The following is a 15614-nucleotide window of genomic DNA, read 5'->3' as shown; positions in this document are numbered from 1 at the left end:
TAGGATTTTATACTATAGTTTTTACTGTTGCTGCAGGAATCTGTCGGCCTCGATGGCAGCCTTTGCTCCCGAGCCTGCGGCAACAATACCTTGGCGGTAGATTGGGTCGGCTACATCGCCTGCTGCGAAAACACCCGGAATGTTGGTGGTGGCAGTACCTGGCACTACTTTGATGAAGCCCTGCTCGTCGAGATCTATCTGTCCCTTGAAGAGGTCGGTGTTAGGCTTATGTCCGATAGCCAGGAAAAATCCGTCGATGCTGATGTCAAACTTCTCTTCGTTGGCTTCGCCCTTGTGGCGCACGAGATGAGCACCTTCTACACCGTTCTCGCCGAAGAGCCCCAGCGTATTGGTTTCGAACAGAATCTCGATGTTCTCCTTGTTCTTTACGCGCTGCTGCATGATTTCTGAAGCACGGAGATAAGGCTTGCGCACAATCATGTAAACCTTCTTGGCAAGTCCGGATAGATACATAGCCTCTTCGCAGGCAGTATCGCCACCGCCCACTACGGCTACGGTGCGCTTGCGGTAGAAGAATCCGTCACAGGTAGCACAGGCAGAAACGCCCTGTCCGCGATATTTCTCTTCATCGGCAAGACCCAGATATTTGGCAGATGCTCCTGTGGCAATGATCACGGTTTCTGCCTCAATCTCGTTGTCGCGCTCATCTGTAAGATGGAATGGACGAGAGCTGAAATCTGCCTTCACGATGCTTCCGTCTCTCATTTCGGCTCCGAATCGGGCTGCCTGTTCCTTCATGTCCATCATCATCTGTGTTCCGTCTACGCCGTTAGGATAGCCCGGAAAGTTTTCTACCTCTGTGGTGATGGTGAGCTGTCCGCCGGGTTGCATACCAGAATAGAGTACTGGCTGCAGGTTGGCTCTGCCGGCATAAATGGCAGCCGTATATCCTGCAGGACCGCTACCTATAATTAATGTCTTTATCTTTTCCATTTTTTATCTTATAGTTATATTTTTGTTTCCGATGGCTCGAAATGAGTCATTTTCTTTGCAAAGGTACATCAAAACAATGAGAAATCAAAATAAAAATACAATATTTTTCTTTTCTTGCATAAATTATTGCTTTCGTTTGAAGAATTATTGTTATCTTTGCACCCGAAAATAAGATGCTCAGGAAAGAACATCAATTAGAAGAAACGAAAAATATTTACTTGATATATGAATCAGATTAAGAAGATTGTACTGACGGGTGGACCTTGTGCGGGCAAGACTACCGCTATGGTTAAGGTGATTGAACATTTCTCCAGTCTCGGCTATAAGGTTTTTACCATTCCCGAGGTTCCAACCATGTTCACCCAGGCGGGCATGAATTATCTCACCTCCAACAAGGATTTTTTCTTCGAGGGCGAGAAGGCTACTTTCCAGACTCAGATCAACCTGGAAGACAGTTTCCAGCGCATGGCTGAAACATTGCAGCAGCCGGTCATCATCGTCTGCGATCGTGGTACGATGGATATTTCTACCTATCTCACTCCCGATTTCTGGCACCGCATCATCTCTGAAGAGGGTTATACAGATGCCCAGCTTCGCGACCGCTATGATGCTGTGCTGCATCTGGTGAGTGCTGCTGATGGTGCCGAGCAGTTTTATACTACAGCCAACAATGCGCAGCGCCTGGAGAAGGCCGATGAAGAAGGACTGAAGATAGCGCGCGAGTTGGACAAGAAGATTGTTTCTGCATGGAAGGGTCATCCTCATCTCAGGGTAATCAATAACCACGAAGATTTCAACAACAAGCTGAACCGTGTGCTCAAGGAGATAAGCAATGTGCTTGCTATTCCGCAGCCGATAGAGGAGGAGCGAAAATATATCGTGAAGCTGACGGGCGATGTTCCTAATGCGATAGACAGCGATATAGTTCAGACTTATCTTACGGGTGAGCCGGGCAGTGAGATTCGTCTTCGCCGTCGCGGTTTCGAGGGAGGCAAGTATGTGTATGTTCACACCACCAAGAAGCGTCTTTCAGACAATGAGCAGATAGAGACCGAGCGACAGATTAATGCCAATCTTTACGAGAGTATGCTTCAGCAGGCTGACCCTTACCGCCAGCGCATTCATAAGCATCGCAAGAGCTTTATCTGGAAGGGCCAGTATTTCGAGCTCGACGAGTTTCTTGAGCCGGTTTCCGACCTGATGATTCTTGAAACCCGCGGCATTTCTGCCAACGAGAGTGTGAAGTTTCCTCCTTTCATCCAGGTGCTGGAGGATATTACGGGCAACAGCAAATATTATAATTATAACATAGCGTTGAAGCGGTAAAATCAGCCGAAAATGTAAAAAGTTACGGAGATAATTCATATTCTCCGTAACTTTTTACATAAACCACTCACTTTTGGTGTTATTGAGTTTCATCATTCTATTTTCTCCTTTATCCGTTGTACTTGAACACCTTGACCATTTCCTTGTCGCCACCCACAAGCTGGCTACATCTGTTCAGCATTCCGGTGTCTGAGAAACCGCATTTCTCCATGACTCTTCCTGATGCAGGATTGCCTGTGAAATGGTCTGCCCAGATGTTTTCGAAATGCTTCTCGTTGATGCAGTAGTCAAGCATCAGCTTCAAGGCTTCGGTGCAGATTCCTTGGTTCCAAAATGGCTTTCCTACCCAATAGCCCACCTCACAGTCGTTTTCTCCGATAGGGATGTTGCTGGTTTCATGGGTGTAGTAGCCGATGCAGCCGATAGCCTCGCCAGTCTCTTTCAACACAATCGCCCATGTCGTTTCATTATGGAAGAATGTCCGGATTATCTCCCGACTTTCCTCTACAGACTTATGCGCCGGCCATCCAGCACGTGGTCCTACGTCAGAGTCGGAGGCGTACTTGAAGAGCGCCTCTGCATCAGATTCCTGCCAATATCGAAGTAAAATTCTTTCTGTTTCCATCAGATTATTTCAATGAAATTCTTCGTTCTTTATTTTGTTATCTATTATCTTGTAGCAGAGATATTTGGGGGTACTAGCTTATCTTATATGTTGTAATCTAAATATTTCTTTCTGCTTTTCTATTTCTTCCTTAAGTTGCTGTTCTGTAGGAAGATATGTAAGATATTTTGAAGCAAATAATTGCTTGCTGTCGTGCAGGATGGAAAATCTTGCGATATCCTGGCTGGTTTCCGAACAGAGTAGTATGCCGATTGTCGGATTGTCGCCTTCCGTGCGTTTCAGTTCATCATACATTCTTACATACATATCCATTTGTCCTACGTCCTGATGGGTGATCTTGGTCGTCTTCAGGTCGATCAGTACAAAACATTTCATCAGGTAATTGTAGAATACCAGGTCTATGTAGTAGTCCTGGGTATCGGTGATGATGTGCTGCTGTCGCTCTACGAAGGCATAGCCTTTGCCCATCTCCATCAGAAATTTCTGAAGATGGGTGATGATTGCACTCTCCAGTTCGCTTTCCGAGAAGCTCATGTCTCGGGATAAGCCCAAGAATTCTGTCACCATTGGCGACTTGATGAACATGGCAGGTGAGTCTGCGTATCCTTTTGTAAGGGTTTTCATCTCGTTCTCTACCTCATCTTTGTGCTCATTGCTGGTTTGCAGGAGTCGATAATAGTATTGTGAGGCAACATTGCGGTCGAGGGTTCTTGTGCTCCACATTTGCTCTGACGATTCCTTTAAATACCATAGACGAGCTTCTGCATCTGTAACTCTTAGAATACTCTTTAGATGAGTCCAAGTAAGATTTTGCACGCGCGCGTGCAAAATCTCCCAATCAGGAAAATATTGGTATAATTGCTTGAAATAGGCAAGGTTACGAACACCATAGCCGGAACCGAATTCAGTCGTCAACTGCTGAGATATGGACTTGATGAGCTGTATTCCATAATCAGCACGCTGCTTGCCAAGCTGCTCTTCTTCAACAATACGTTTGCCAATTTCCCAGTTTGAGCGTATCAGGGTTTCGTTGATAGATTGATACGCCCTGTTTCTTGCCCTTGTGATGATGGTTCTGATATCATCTATGACATGTGCATCTATATTTATAATATTCTTTTCCATCTATATATTTTTTCATTTATTCATGTTTCGCAAGTTTTGCCCACACGCCCTGAACCAACGGTCACCGGCCGAAGGGAAAGGTAAAGGGCGTGCTGCTTCTGACCTTTTGGGCCTTCAGCCCGTACTTGAACCACATACGAAAGTTCAATTATTAATTTTTAAGGCAAAGATAATAAAAAAAAAGGAAAATGAGCAAAAAAATGATGATTTTTTACTCATTTCCCTTTAACTTTCTTTGGAAATCCTTAATGACCTTAATGACCATGACCTTAATGACCGGATTTCTCTGTTTTCTTTATCCCATGCAGCTCGTTACTCCGAGCGTAGTAGCGATAGCGGTCAGTATGCTGATGGCTATCTGAAGAATTGTTTTCCAAGTGTTCGCTTTCATTTTTTTTGAATGTTGAGTGTTGAATGTTGAATTTTTGGGGCGGATAGGCTGGGCTAGGGGCTAGCACCCTAGCCAGTTTATCCTTGGGCTATTCAAGGCCGTCGCCAGTATCGTCCTTGCCGGTAGTGCCGCCGCTTGATTCAGAGCCTTGGCCTTCGCTGCCGGTCTGACCGGTATTTGAACCACCTGGGGTAGAACCGCCAGGCGTATTATCCGGAGTAGTTGGCGCGTTGAGGTCAACGTTGGTCTTACCCTCTTTAATCGCCTTGATGACGGCTGCCTGAGCGCTGCGGCTGGCTACGAGGTTGAACTCGGCGTCATCGCGAAGGTTCTTGAACTCCTGACCAGGCTCCCACTGAACCTTCACTCCGGTGATGTTCTGAGCGGTGAACTTGTCGGCATCCTCAGCACCCTTTGAGGTGAGAAGGAGAGAGAAATCACCGAGGTCGCCCAGACGGATTTTCTTGCCCTCGAGCAACATTTCACGCATGCAGTCTACGGCGATGTAGAGGATGGCGCTGATGTCGGCTCTTGAATAAACACTGCCATGAGAGGTGATGTGCTTGGCAAACTTCTCGATGGTCATGATGTCGGTGTACTGTGAGATGGCGAAAGCATTCTGCTTCTCAGTCTTCACGAGTTCCAGGTCCTTTGGGTCAGGGGTTGTACCCTCCTTCTTCGCCTGGTTGATGCGTGACTTTGCCTGGTTGATTTCCAGAAGATTTGCGTTCACGCTACGCATTACGATGCTGTAATTAATCATAGTCGTTTGTAGTATGTTTAGTGTCCGTGTTTGCAACTCCCCAGAACGCCCCGTTCCTGCCGTTTTCGGGGTCTTCATTGATGACCGGCGCCTGCCATCATTTATAACCCGTGTAGGTCTTAAGAGAAGACCCGGGCAAGGCACAAAAGGCTGTTCTTTCGATTGCCGGTGCAAAGATACAACATTTTGGGGCAGAATGCAAGCTTTCACCCTGACTTTCTATGTGAGAAAGGCTATAAGTTGCTGTAGTACAGTAAGTTCTGTTGATTTTCTGTCTGAACTTTATTGCAAATAACAGAAAACACGCAGAAAAAGTACAATGGAGAACAAAGAAAGGCAAAAGCGGTCATTTCCGGTCATGGTCATTTTCGGTCATTTTCAAAAAGAGTTGGGTCATTTTGAGCTATAGTAAATATAAATATATATTTATATTATACTATAGATGACCTTTTCTCCCCCGAAACGAAAATGACCGGAAATGACCATGACCGAAAATGACCGGAATATAATCCTCATAGTGATGGGAAATAATGAATTGTTAGATTCGCTAAAGCGTTGGCTATTAATGTTATATATGATTTGTATGTAGTCTTGCTATAATTGTGTACGTATAAAATAATCTACATTCATCAGGTTCATATTCGTGCTTTATTGTTCTTTCTTTGCCTTTTTTCAACCTGTCATTTCTTCTATTTTGTCAAAAATACCTATCTTTTGAGCAAGATTTCGAGTCCGAGGAGGGGCATTTTTTACCCTTAGGAGAGGGGGTAAAATACCTTCCTAACCCCCATATTTTGCATTTTTTCTTCGTAAAAAGCAATATTCTTATTGCATTTTGCCTCTTTTTATTTCGGTATTATGAGGGTAAAGATTATTTATATTCTTGTAATATTGGTGTTAGGTCATTAAGTTTTATGTAGCTGATTTCTAGAGTCGTTTGGTAAACGTACGTAAGCAGAATATGTGTCATTTCTTTACAAAAGCACTCAAAAATTCTCTGAAAGGACTAAGTATTATAATCGCATTTTTCAGTATCTTTCAGCAGTTATCTCCCTCTTTTTGCGAGAAATTAGGCTAAAAATAGCCGAAAACAGACCATTTCCCCTTAGTTTATTATCTTCCAAATGAAGAAAAAATAGTGTGTTTTAAAAGAAAACCTCTTCCCCAACGCGTCATTCGCTAAGGAAGAGGTCTGTTTTAGCTGGTCTTATGAAGACCATATTCGTCTGAAATATGCTTGTTTTTTAAAGCTTTGACCAGTCGATGCTGCGGATAAATGCCAAGGTTGAAACCCAATCGCAGTCGAGGCAGAAAGGAGTAGGAACATCCGGGGTGTTGTAATAAGCCAGGGTAAACTCTGTATCTTCATCCTTAAATGCCTTGTGATCGATGGTTGCCTGCTTGAAAAACTGGGTTACGAGCGGCTTGTTCTTGTTTGAAGCCTCCTTCAGTCGCTTCTGGTAGAGCGTAATATAAACACTCATGGCGTAGGCCTGCTCGTTGAGATAGCGAACCTTGATGTTCAAGGTGTCCTTGCTCAGATTCTTGTCGAGCATTACATACGGTGGCAGAATCTTGCTGCGCATGTAGGTCATTGCGTCAAACTTGAAGAGGGCTGTACGGCGCTCGTCCATGCTCTTCGTGGTGTCGTTGAGGATTGCATCAGAAGTGCGGAGCACCTCGTTTAATACATCCTGGGCGCTTGCCTTAGCTATGCTGAGGGTGAGCGCAAATAATAATATTATATATCTCATCTTTCTGAAATTATTAATTATCAATTCTTTTTAATCGTTGGTGTGGCGCAAGAGGAAGATGCTGTGGTCGATGCACGCTGGCAATTCTTCCTTATAATGCGTTACCATGATCATGGTTTTGTTCTGGCGGCGACAGAAGGCTTCGATGACGTCTTTTACAAGACGGCGGTTGCGGTTGTCGAGTCCGTGGAGCGGTTCATCGAGAATCAGCAGTTCCGGATCCTTGACAAAGGCTCGTGCCAGGAGAACGAGGCGCTGTTCGCCGCTGGAGAGCTTCAGGAAACCACGGTCTTCAAGACCTTCCAGTCCGAAGACTTTCATCCAGAAGCGGCACTTGTCCATATCTTCTTCCTTCGGCTTTACATAGAGGCCTACGGAATCCATCAGACCGCTTGCCACGATGCGGATGGCTGGCAGGTCGCGCTGGTAAGAGCGGTGAAGCTCAGGCGATACGTAGCCGATGTGTTTCTTGATGTCCCAGATGCTTTCGCCGCTGCCTCGAGGATTGTCGAAGAGGGTAATGTCGCAGGCGTAACTCTGCGGATTGTCGGCACAAACCAGACTGAGGAGCGTACTCTTTCCGGCTCCGTTCTGTCCGCTCAAAGCCCATCGCTCGCCGTTCATCACGGTCCAGTCGAGGTCGTTGAGGATGATTCGCTCGCCATACTGTATGCGTACCTTGTTCATCTTCACCACTTCCTGGCTGTGATATTCGCGGTCGCTGTAAGGCTGGTCTACGATGGTCTGTTCCATTTCCGGGCTCAGTACATGGGCAGGCACGGATTCTCTGCCGGCAAGATATTCGGCGAGGGTTACCTTAGGCAGAACCTTCATATCCTTCACTTCTACCACGTGGGTGATGAAATCAGGAATATCATCGCTCTTGCTCAGTACGAGGATAATCTGCAGGGCTCGCTCTGAAGAGAGGGTCTTGAGCAGTTCTTTGAGCTGGTCGCGGGTTTCAGCATCGAGTCCGATAAACGGATTGTCCATGATGAGCACGCGAGGCTCTGAGAAGAGGGTAGAGGCAAGTTTGAACTTGCGGAGCTCGCCACTTGAGAGCAGGATGGTGTATTTGTCCATCAGGTGCTGCATGTGGAAGAGTTCGTAGATGTGCTGCTGCAGGGCTCTGCGCTCCGGAGTGTCTTCGCCTGCCATCTGGTAGGCTTCTTCCAGCTTGTCCTTTACGATAGGCGTGTTCTCGTCTATTTCGAGCTGGTTCCAGCGCTGCTGCAGGAAATAAGTGCGGTCGTTATCGCCTCCGTAGGTGTCGCGGAAGGTAATATACTTGATGTTGTCGCTCACCATTGTCTTCTGACTAGGTGAGAAATCGTAATCAGGGTCGTGCATCAGGAGTGGGTGGCGACCTACGATGATGTCAACAAACATTGATTTTCCTCCACCGTTCGGACCTACGATAGCGATGTGTTCACCATCGCACGTCTCGAAGTTTACGGGGTCTGCCATACGCCATTCTGGCATACGGGTAACACCATTTTTAATGCTAATGATCTTTTGCATCTCTCTTATTTTTTTATTCTACTCTGATTCTTTGTTGCAAAGTCTTTCCAGCTGCTGTAGTGCTTGGCGTCGGTCTCCGGGCGGTTCATCTGCAGAAAGTGGCAGTAGGCTGCCCCCAGTGCATCGGTAGCGTCCATGAACTTCGGCATTTCGTCTTGCTGAATATGGAGCAGTCGCTGCAGCATTCCCGCCACCTGTTCCTTCGAAGCCTGTCCCTGTCCGGTAATGGCCATCTTGATTTTGAGCGGCGCATATTCGTGGATAGGAACGCTGTGATGAATGGCGGCTGCGATGGCTACTCCCTGCGCCCTGCCCAGCTTGAGCATCGACTGCACGTTCTTGCCGAAGAAGGGAGCTTCTATGGCCATCTCGTCGGGCAGATAGCTGTCGATGATGCCGGTTACGCGGTCGAAGATCTTGCCCAGCCGGAGATAGGGATCGTTCTCCTTGCGCATGTCGATAACGCCCATCACCACCAGTTCGGCCTTGTTGCCGATGATGCGGATTACGCCATAGCCCATCACGTTGGTTCCGGGGTCAATGCCGAGAATGATCTTCTCTGTGTTCGATTTCTTGATCATCGCTGATAAATCTCCTGACTTTTTAAAAATGCTGTTTTAACGGTCCATATATGGATTGTGAGCGAGCTCTTCGCCTATGCTGGTGTATTCGCCATGACCCGGGAGAACCTGAGTTTCGTCAGGCAACTGACCGAGATGGCGCAGACTGTTGATGATGCGGAACATGCTGCCTCCAGGGAAATCGGTTCTGCCGATAGAGTTGTGGAAGAGGGTGTCGCCGGTGAAGGCTACGTGCTCTGCCTCGCAATAGAAGGTGACGGAACCGCTGCTGTGGCCAGGAGTGGCGATGACCTGGAACTCGTGGTTGCCGAACTTGATGACCTCTTCATCTTCGAAGAATCTGCCAATAGGCGGAAACTGGTAATCGAGCTGCATCTGATAGAAGGTTTCTGCCTGCTTGGCGAGTCCCTCCATCAGGTTTTCATCAGCTGCCGATACTTCCGGTTTCAGTCCGAACTCCTGGTAGATGGTGTTGTTGCCGAAGTTATGGTCAAGATGGCCATGGGTTACGAGCAGGTGAACGGGCTTGAGCTGGTTCTCCTTAATATATTGTGTAATAGCCGTCCTCTCTTCCGGATAGAAGGCGCCGCAATCGATGATGACGCATTCCTTGGTCTCATCGCTCACCACGTAGCAGTTTTCCTGCAACATGTTTACTTGAAATCTTTCTATATGTAACATTTCTTACTTTGAACTTTGAATATTGAACTTTGAACTTTATGATTAGCAAAGCAAATGAATTTTTCACTCTTCACTTTTCGTTCTTCACTTCCATTACGCCGGAACGTAAACCAGTTGTTTGTCCTGGCTGAACCATTCTTCATCGAAGAAAGTGCTGAGCGGAGTGATTTCTGAAATCTTGAAGTATTGCTTCAGTTCTTCTTTCAGATTGCCGCCCTTCAGACACAGAAGTCCGTTAGGCAGAGCGTTTTGCCCCTTCTGCTTAAAGTTTTTCTTGATAATCTTCATCAGGTCAGGAAGCTGCATTACCGCACGGCTTACCACGAAATCGAACTTGCCTTTTTCGTCCTCTCCGCGCAGGTGCTCTGCCTTGAGATTCTGCAGATTGATGGCCGTAGCCACCTCGTTGCAGACTCTGATTTTCTTGCCCGTTCCATCTATCAGCTTGAACTTGCATTCAGGGAAGAGGATAGCGAGCGGAATGCCCGGGAAACCTCCGCCGCAGCCGAAATCGAGAATCTCCGTGCCCGGACGGAAATGGATGGCTTTGGCTATTGCCAGAGAATGGAGCACGTGGTGCTCGTACAGATTATCGATGTCCTTGCGGCTGATGACATTGATTTTGCTGTTCCAGTCGCGGTATAATGCATCGAGCGCCTCGAACTGCTTTTTCTGCTCTTCCGTGAGGTTCGGGAAGTATTTCTCTATTATTTCTATCATATAATTATATGTATTCTTCTTTATTTCTACTGATTTTTCTGCAAAGGTAGTGTAAAAAATCGGAAAACACGTAATAAAAACATCAAAATCTGTCAGATTATGCTCGTATATTAAGTTTTTTGCGTAACTTTGCACCCGTTTTCAATATAATTTAAGCAAAAATAGATAAAAACAGACAAGGAAATATGATAAAAGCAGCACTCTTCGATCTGGATGGCGTGGTTTTCGACACAGAATCACAGTACTCCATCTTCTGGGGAATGATAGGCAGGGAGTATCATCCGGAAATGCCCGATTTCGAATATCGCATCAAAGGACAGACTCTGGTTCAGATTTACGACAAATATTTCACCGATGAAGCCGTCTTCGCCCACATCGAAGGTTTTACAGGCGCAAAGGAGGAACAGGCTAAGATTACAGCCCGACTGGATGAGTTTGAAAAGACCATGCAGTATGAATATATTGCAGGGTTCGAAGATTTCATCAGCGACTTGAAGCAGCATGGCGTAAAATGCGCTGTGGTAACGAGCAGCAACATTCAGAAGATGCTGAATGTTTATGAACGTCACCCGGAATTCAAGGCTTATTTCGACCGCGTGCTGACCAGCGAGGATTTCGCCGAGAGCAAGCCTCATCCAGACTGCTATCTGAAAGGTGCAGCCTATTTCGGTGTGGAACCGGAGGACTGTGTAGGGCTGGAAGACAGCTTTAACGGACTGAAGGCGGTGAGAGCTTCAGGAGCCTTTACCCTAGGTCTTGCCACAACGAACAGCAGAGAAGCTATCCAGCCGCTATCCGACTATGTGATAGATGATTATAGAGGTTTCAGCTTTGCTGACTTGCAGCGCATCGTGGAGAATGCGAAATAGATTCAACGCAGAACAATAAATAAATCAAAATAAAAAATGGGATATTTATCTACTGACAAGAAGAAAATTACCACCAAGACCTTCGCAGAAATGAAGAAGGCTGGCGAGAAAGTAACCATGCTGACAGCATACGACTTTACAACAGCCGGAATTATAGATGCTGCAGGAATTGACTCTATATTAATAGGTGATTCGGCCAGCAATGTGATGGCAGGAAATGCAGACACATTGCCGATTACCGTAGACCAGATGATTTATCACGCCCGCAGCGTGGCACGTGCCTGCCAGCATGCTTTCGTGGTTTGCGACATGCCTTTCGGCAGCTATCAGATCAGCAAGGAAGAGGCGCTGCGCAATGCTTGCCGCATGATGAAGGAAACGGGTGTAGACGCTCTGAAACTGGAAGGCGGCGTAGAAATCTGCGAAACTGTTAAGGCGCTGGTTAATGCCGGAATCCCGGTTCATGGCCATCTCGGACTTACCCCGCAGAGCGTTAATAAGTTTGGCGGTTATGGCATTCGTGCCAAGGAAGAGGCTGAGGCACAGAAACTTATCAGCGACGCCATTGCGCTGGACGAAGCAGGCTGCTTTGCCATCGTGCTGGAGAAGGTTCCTGCTAAGCTCGCTGCTGAAGTAAGCAAGAAGGTGAAGGCTGTAACGATTGGAATAGGTGCTGGTAACGGCTGCGACGGACAGGTCCTGGTTTATGCTGATGCACTCGGAATGACACAGAGTTTCAAGCCTAAGTTCCTGCGCCACTTTGCTCAGGTAGGCGAGGAAATGACCAAGGGTGTGAAGGCTTATATTGATGCGGTGAAGACCGTAGATTATCCTAGCGCTGAAGAGAGTTACTAACATTAACTCTCTTTTTAGTGAAGTGTAAGAGAGTATAAATACGATAGATTCATAAAAGAGTTTAGAATAATGGATACACAAAATACTCCAGTACATATCAAGCTGTGGCACAAGGACTTCTGGCGGTTATGCTTTGCCAACCTCTTGCTGATGTCGAGTGTGTACATGCTCATTATTGCCATTCCTTATTTTATGATTCCGGCGAAGTATCAGATGTGGCAGATAGGGTGTGTGCTTCTTGCATACGGCTTGGGATTGTTTCTGTTTGGCGGCTTCTGCTCTTATCTGGTGCAGCGCTACCGCAGGAATATGGTCTGCCAACTTTCCATTTTAGGTGTAGTTGTTTGCCTTTCGGTTCTTTACTATCTGGATACGTTCTGGAACATCAGGTTTTCTTTTGAGATTCTCCTGGCGGTCCGTTTCCTGTTAGGAGCATTTCTGGGGCTGGCTCAGATGTCGCTTGCCAGTACGCTGGTTATTGATTCCTGCGAGTCGTTCCAGCGCACCGAGGCTAATTATATTACCTCCTGGTTTGCCCGCTTTTCGATAGCCGTAGGACCCTTGGTGGCATGTTTTGTTTACAACTATTTCGGCATGGGCTATGTTTTCCCTACGGCTTCGTTGCTGGCTTTGGGAGCCTTCGTGCTGGTTTCTCGTGCCAAGTTTCCTTTTAAGGCACCTGCCGAAGGAATTAAGACTTTCAGCCTCGACCGCTTCTATCTGCCACAGGGAACTCCGCTGTTTGTCAATATCATCCTGATTACTTTTTCTGCGGGATTATACTTTTCCTTGCCTCATTCCTCTGGCATTTTTCTGATGATTTTCGGAGGAATGGTCTTGGCGTTCCTGGCAGAAAAGTTTGTCTTTGCTGATGCAGATCTGAAAAGCCAGATAATAGTAGGTCTGGTACTGCTGGGAGCAGCTCAGCTGATTTCGTTCGCAAGTCAGGAGTTTGCCGTAGAAATCTTGGTTCCAGCCTTGTTGGGTTTCAGCTTGGGAATCATCGGAAGCCGTTTCCTGCTCTTCTATATCAAGCTTGCCAAACATTGCCAGCGCGGCACGAGCGTGAACTCGTTCTTCCTGGCTTGGGAATTAGGATTGAGCTTGGGACTCGGTCTCGGATTCCTGTTCCATAATCTTCCGGCGAGAGCGCATTTTGACGTAGATCATCCTGTATATAATATGATTGAATCAGGGATGTTGCACTATGCGCTTCTTTTTACAATCGTATCGTTACTGGTGTACAATTTCTTGGTTCATCCATGGTACATGAAGCATAAAAACAGATAAAATATTTGAAATCTCGTTTGTTTCATAAAAGCTATTCTTTAAAAGAACCTAAAAATAGCTTTTATGAAACATTTTTAATATTATTTAGATAGCTTTTTTCGCTTTTGTGGCTTAATTTGAGTACTTTTGCGTTCAGTTTTGGAAATATATTGTTTGAATTAAGAAATTAAACGTAAAAATATAGAATTATGGCAGAAGCTATTGATATCCGCGAATTGAATATCCGGATAGAACAACAAAGTCAGTTTGTTACCAATCTGGTAATGGGCATGAATAAGGTTATCGTAGGTCAGAAACACCTCGTAGATTGCCTTCTTATCGGTCTTCTCTCTGATGGTCATATCCTGCTTGAGGGTGTACCTGGACTGGCGAAGACACTTGCAATCAAGACATTGTCACAGCTTATCAGCTCCGACTATAGCCGCATTCAGTTTACTCCTGATCTGTTGCCTGCCGATGTGGTGGGTACTCAGATTTATTCACAGAAAGATGAGGCTTTCCATGTAAAGCGCGGTCCTGTCTTCGCCAATTTCGTTTTGGCAGATGAGATTAACCGTGCCCCAGCCAAGGTGCAGAGTGCGCTGCTTGAAGCCATGCAGGAACACCAGGTCACCATTGGCGATGAAACCTTCAAACTGCCTAGTCCGTTCCTGGTAATGGCTACACAGAACCCTATCGAGCAGGAAGGAACCTATCAGTTGCCTGAAGCACAGGTTGACCGTTTCCTGCTGAAGGTAATCATCGATTATCCTACACTGGAAGAGGAGAAGCTCATCATCCGTGAGAATATTCAGGGCGGACTTCCTGAGGTTACTCCTGTAACATCTGCCGAGGAGATTCTGAAGGCTCGCAAGATTGTAAACGAGGTTTATCTCGATGAGAAGATTGAGCAGTATATTGCCGATATCGTCTTTGCTTCACGTTATCCTAAGCGCTACGGACTGGGCGAGTTGAAAGACATGATTACCTTCGGCGGCAGTCCTCGTGCCAGCATCTCTCTTGCCAAGGCAGCCAGAGCCTATGCGTTTATCAAACATCGCGGCTATGTGATTCCAGAGGATGTAAGAGCAGTAGCTCATGACGTAATGCGCCACCGTATTGGCCTTTCTTACGAGGCTGAGGCAAGCAATGTGACAAGCGAGGAAATCGTAAGCCGCATCATTAATAAGGTGGAAGTGCCTTGATTAAGTGAAGAGTGAAGAACGAAGAGTGAAGAATTCGCTTGCTTCACTAATCATAAAGTTCAATGTTCAAAATTCAAAGTTCAAAGTAATAAGTTGGATACACAAGATATCTTAAAAAAGGTTCGGAAGATAGAAATCAAGACTCGCGGACTGAGTCAGAACATCTTCGCTGGTCAGTATCATTCTGCCTTCAAGGGTAGGGGAATGGCCTTTGCCGAGGTGCGCGAATATCAGTATGGCGATGATGTGAGAGACATCGACTGGAACGTGACCGCCCGCTTTCATAAGCCTTACGTCAAGGTGTTTGAAGAGGAAAGGGAACTTACGGTGATGCTGCTCGTAGACGTCAGCGGGTCGCTCGATTTCGGTACGATGAAGCAGATGAAGCGCGATCTGGCTACAGAGATTGCTGCCACACTCGCCTTCAGTGCCATTCAGAACAATGACAAGATAGGTGTCATCTTCTTCTCTGACCGTATCGAGAAGTACATTCCGCCTAAGAAAGGAAGAAAGCATATTCTCTATATCATCAGAGAAATGCTCAACTTCCAGCCGCAAAGCCAGCGTACCGACATCGGTTGCGCCCTGGAATATTTCACCCGCGTGATGAAACGCCACTGCACAGCTTTCGTAATCAGCGACTTCTACGATCATAAGGATTTCCAGCATCAGCTGCAGATTGCCAACCAGAAACATGATGTAGTAGCCATCCAGGTTTACGACCCGCGTGCCAAGGTGCTGCCCGATGTAGGACTGCTCAAGGTGATGGACGCAGAAACCGGACACGAAATGTATATTGATACAAGTTCGAAGAAACTGCGAATGGCTCATACCCAGCAATGGCTGATGCAGCAGGAGAATCTGAAAACCGACTTTGCCAAAAGCAAGGTCGACTGGACTTCGATTGCCACTAACGAGGACTTCTCGAAGGCGCTCCTGATGCTTTTCAAGCAGAGGGGCTGATAAACCGAAAGC

At 46.5% G+C, this 15614-nt stretch carries 16 protein-coding genes; 6 read left to right on the top strand and 10 right to left on the bottom strand.

From position 1 onward, the window contains the following. Window positions 1-21: 21 nt before the first annotated feature. Entirely contained in the window at window positions 22-954 is a 933-nt protein-coding gene (gene trxB, locus ONT08_RS10440; RefSeq protein ID WP_153080617.1) for a thioredoxin-disulfide reductase, read from the bottom strand. Window positions 955-1179: 225 nt separating this feature from the next. On the opposite strand from trxB, the gene ONT08_RS10435 reads away from it, so the two are divergent. Continuing rightward, the gene (locus ONT08_RS10435; protein WP_264959879.1) at window positions 1180-2280 is read left to right on the top strand and encodes an AAA family ATPase; all 1101 of its coding nucleotides are present in this window, start codon (window positions 1180-1182) and stop codon (window positions 2278-2280) included. A gap of 109 nt (window positions 2281-2389) precedes the next feature. Here the strand turns inward: ONT08_RS10435 and ONT08_RS10430 are convergent, their stop codons facing one another. From ONT08_RS10430 to rsmG, 9 genes are all read right to left on the bottom strand, one after another. After that, the gene (locus ONT08_RS10430; RefSeq protein WP_264959878.1) at window positions 2390-2905 is read right to left on the bottom strand and encodes a GNAT family N-acetyltransferase; all 516 of its coding nucleotides are present in this window, start codon (window positions 2903-2905) and stop codon (window positions 2390-2392) included. A 78-nt stretch (window positions 2906-2983) separates the two neighbouring features. Beyond that, complete coding sequence (locus tag ONT08_RS10425) at window positions 2984-4030, bottom strand: PDDEXK nuclease domain-containing protein (protein WP_264959877.1); 1047 nt, start codon at window positions 4028-4030, stop codon at window positions 2984-2986. A 295-nt stretch (window positions 4031-4325) separates the two neighbouring features. Further along, window positions 4326-4421, bottom strand: a complete 96-nt coding sequence (locus ONT08_RS10420; protein ID WP_153072405.1) for a smalltalk protein — start codon at window positions 4419-4421, stop codon at window positions 4326-4328. An 88-nt stretch (window positions 4422-4509) separates the two neighbouring features. Next, window positions 4510-5184: an HU family DNA-binding protein gene (locus ONT08_RS10415; RefSeq protein WP_373121999.1), complete on the bottom strand. Its 675-nt coding sequence runs from the start codon at window positions 5182-5184 to the stop codon at window positions 4510-4512. A 1244-nt stretch (window positions 5185-6428) separates the two neighbouring features. Next, on the bottom strand, window positions 6429-6938 hold the full coding sequence (locus ONT08_RS10410) for a hypothetical protein (RefSeq protein ID WP_264959876.1): 510 nt from the start codon (window positions 6936-6938) through the stop codon (window positions 6429-6431). Between the two features lie 30 nt (window positions 6939-6968). After that, complete coding sequence (locus ONT08_RS10405; RefSeq protein WP_264959875.1) at window positions 6969-8459, bottom strand: ATP-binding cassette domain-containing protein; 1491 nt, start codon at window positions 8457-8459, stop codon at window positions 6969-6971. Window positions 8460-8464: 5 nt separating this feature from the next. Next, the gene (gene ruvC / locus ONT08_RS10400; RefSeq protein WP_117586529.1) at window positions 8465-9040 is read right to left on the bottom strand and encodes a crossover junction endodeoxyribonuclease RuvC; all 576 of its coding nucleotides are present in this window, start codon (window positions 9038-9040) and stop codon (window positions 8465-8467) included. A 36-nt stretch (window positions 9041-9076) separates the two neighbouring features. Continuing rightward, window positions 9077-9721 carry an MBL fold metallo-hydrolase gene (locus ONT08_RS10395; RefSeq protein WP_264959874.1) on the bottom strand — a complete coding sequence of 215 codons (645 nt, stop codon included), beginning with the start codon at window positions 9719-9721 and terminating at the stop codon, window positions 9077-9079. A 93-nt stretch (window positions 9722-9814) separates the two neighbouring features. Beyond that, window positions 9815-10441, bottom strand: coding sequence for a 16S rRNA (guanine(527)-N(7))-methyltransferase RsmG (rsmG, locus tag ONT08_RS10390; RefSeq protein WP_220429576.1), 627 nt, complete (start codon window positions 10439-10441; stop codon window positions 9815-9817). 185 nt (window positions 10442-10626) lie between these two features. Here rsmG and ONT08_RS10385 point away from each other — a divergent pair, with 185 nt between their 5' ends. The 5 genes from ONT08_RS10385 (at window position 10627) to ONT08_RS10365 (ending at window position 15602) form a co-directional block, all read left to right on the top strand. After that, window positions 10627-11310, top strand: coding sequence for an HAD family hydrolase (locus tag ONT08_RS10385; RefSeq protein WP_117586532.1), 684 nt, complete (start codon window positions 10627-10629; stop codon window positions 11308-11310). 36 nt (window positions 11311-11346) lie between these two features. Beyond that, window positions 11347-12165, top strand: coding sequence for a 3-methyl-2-oxobutanoate hydroxymethyltransferase (gene panB / locus ONT08_RS10380; RefSeq protein WP_254973145.1), 819 nt, complete (start codon window positions 11347-11349; stop codon window positions 12163-12165). Between the two features lie 69 nt (window positions 12166-12234). Beyond that, window positions 12235-13455: an MFS transporter gene (locus ONT08_RS10375; RefSeq protein WP_264959873.1), complete on the top strand. Its 1221-nt coding sequence runs from the start codon at window positions 12235-12237 to the stop codon at window positions 13453-13455. 188 nt (window positions 13456-13643) lie between these two features. Then, window positions 13644-14639, top strand: coding sequence for an AAA family ATPase (locus tag ONT08_RS10370; RefSeq protein WP_264959872.1), 996 nt, complete (start codon window positions 13644-13646; stop codon window positions 14637-14639). Between the two features lie 93 nt (window positions 14640-14732). Beyond that, complete coding sequence (locus ONT08_RS10365) at window positions 14733-15602, top strand: DUF58 domain-containing protein (RefSeq protein WP_006846686.1); 870 nt, start codon at window positions 14733-14735, stop codon at window positions 15600-15602. Window positions 15603-15614: the final 12 nt, after the last annotated feature.

Source organism: Segatella copri (genome assembly GCF_026015465.1).
In the GTDB taxonomy this organism is placed as follows: Bacteria; Bacteroidota; Bacteroidia; order Bacteroidales; family Bacteroidaceae; genus Prevotella; species Prevotella copri_E.
This window is presented reverse-complemented; position numbering and strand designations above follow the sequence as displayed.